Annotated in this window: 3 protein-coding genes; all 3 read right to left on the bottom strand. The window is 69.2% G+C overall.

The features are described 5' to 3' along the window. Positions 1-1041 (bottom strand): C1 family peptidase (locus VGF12_RS02040; RefSeq protein ID WP_331174382.1); only part of this gene is annotated, 1041 nt, incomplete at its 3' end. 111 nt (positions 1042-1152) lie between these two features. Beyond that, on the bottom strand, positions 1153-1635 hold the full coding sequence (locus VGF12_RS02035; protein ID WP_331174381.1) for a GNAT family protein: 483 nt from the start codon (positions 1633-1635) through the stop codon (positions 1153-1155). Continuing rightward, positions 1632-2172 (bottom strand): NnrU family protein (locus VGF12_RS02030; RefSeq protein ID WP_331174380.1); only part of this gene is annotated, 541 nt, incomplete at its 5' end. The genes VGF12_RS02035 and VGF12_RS02030, both read right to left, overlap by 4 nt.

Here is a 2172-nt window from a genome sequence, read left to right as displayed (position 1 = left end):
GTCGTCGCGGGGGTTGTCGTCGACGCGCAGCGTGGCGCCCACGTCCGACAGCCCGCGGCCGGCCATGACGCGGAAGCCACCCGCCGCGCGCGCGGTCTTGGAGCCCTTGACGGCCTTCGCTGCCTTGGCTGCCGGTGGCTGGCGGCTCTTTATATCCGACAGGTCCTGCGGCACGCCCAGGGCCACGGCCCAGGCGTCGGTGCCATTGGTGACCCAGTCCTCATAGCTCAGGACGGCGAAGCCGCTTGCGCCCCAGCCGGTGCCCCAGCTGTTCTGCACGACGAATCCGCGCTCGTTGTAGCCCACCAGCGCGAAGGCATGGCCGCCACTCTTGCGGGCCACGCGTTCGATGCGCGGCAGCTTGTCATGGCTGGACGGCATGGCGCTCTCGTCCAGGGTCCAGCCGTCGTGCACGTCGCCCGACACATAGATGGCGCCGATCTCGTAAATGGCCGCCTGCATGTCGACGATGCTTTTCTTGTCGACCCGGTAGTAGACGCCCAGCGCCCGCGTGGTGGCGTCGGCGTCCCAGCCCGCTGCAGGGCGCTCGAAGACGCCCGCACCGTCCCTGTCGAGGGGATAGGGCCAGAGCGCGGACGAGCACACACCGTGCTTGTGCCAGCCCTTGAGGGCGCCGCGGCAGGACGAACCCTCGTAGTCCTGGCCGGGCCACTCGTCGTAGAGCTTGGCCAGCTCGTAGAACATGCGCGGACTGACCATCTCGGGCAGGGCCCGGCTGCGTGGCGCGGTGAGATGGCGCAGCCAGTACAGGTAGTTGGTCACGCAGGCCAGGCCGAAGCCGGTGCAGGCGCCCTCGTTGCCCTGGTTGAGGATGCGGCCGGCCTTCACGTAGGCGGGCAGCAGTCGCTTCAGGTCCGTGTCCAGCGGCCAGCGCGGCGGCAGCGAGCGCAGCGGCGCGCGGTAGACCAGGTCGCGCAGGTCAAGACGGTCGGGGCGGGCATCCAGCGTGGGCGTGGGCACGGCATTGGCGCCGGCCTTCCCTTTGGCCTTGGCCGCGGGTTTGCGAGTCTGTGTGGCCATGGTGGGCTCCTCGGGGTGAGGGCGGATGATGGCCGGGCACATGAGCCGCGACAAGCGCACGGCCAGCGCGGATCCTTAGGTTTGAGGGCGATTGCGGCGCGGCCTGTGTGGCTAGCGCTTGACCCGGGCCCAGCGCTCATGGTCGCGCCAGCGGCCGGCGATCTTCAGGTAGCGGGGCGAGTAGCCCTCGAGCTCGAAGCCACAGCGCTGGACCAGCGCGATGGACGCGGTGTTGCCCGGCTGAATGTTGGCCTCGACGCGGTGCAGCCCGAGGTCCGTGAATGCATGCCGCACGACAGCGTTAAGGCCTCGCGTCAACAGCCCGCGGTGCTCGAAGCCGGTGAAGGCGTAGTAGCCGAGATAGCCGCTGCGGAAGGCGCCCATGACGATGTTCGTCAGGTGGATGGCGCCGGCCAGTTCTCCGCCCTCGACCACGACGAAGCCCAGATGGGAGGCGCCATCGAAGCGGGCGAGGTAGCGCGCAAACGCAGCGGCATCGCAAGGCGGCTGTACCCAGGGGCGGTGCAGCTTGCGGCTAGCGCGGGCGGCGGCGGTGAAGGCGGATTCATCCGCCGCCGTGACCTGCCGGATCACCGCCCCAACGGGGCAATGCCCAGCCAGGCTGCGTGAGCCCAGAAGGCGAAGAAGGCCCACAGCGCGATGCCCACGACGACGGGGGACGCCGTGCCGACCAGGGTGGCGGGCGCCGTGGCAGGCGCCGGCCGGCGCCGCGCCGCGCGGAAGACGAGAATGGACCAGACAAGGAAACTGCCGAACAGCATGGCGTCGGCCAGCGTGTTGTTGGCGATCAGGTGGGCGAAGGCCCAGACCTTCACCGACAGCGTCATCGGATGCTGTAGCTTGGCCTTGAAGTGATTGCGCGGCACATAGGCCGCGGCCAACAGGATCATCGCGACGAGCATCAACGCCGCCGCCGCATGGTTCATGCCGCGGATAGCGGGCCACAACACGACGGGCTCCAGTCGTGCCTGCGAGAAGCCCCACAGGATCAGCCCGAAGCCGATGAGGGACACCAAGGTGTAGAGGCCCTTCCAGCCCTTCTCGCCCAGGCGGACCATCTGCGCGTTGCGCCAGTTCGGCGCGATCGCGCGTGTCATGTGGATGCCGAGA

Source organism: Roseateles sp. (assembly GCF_036404855.1).
Lineage (GTDB): Bacteria > Pseudomonadota > Gammaproteobacteria > Burkholderiales > Burkholderiaceae_C > Pelomonas.
The sequence above is the reverse complement of the archived record's forward strand: the minus strand, read 5'-3'. Positions and strand labels throughout refer to the sequence as shown.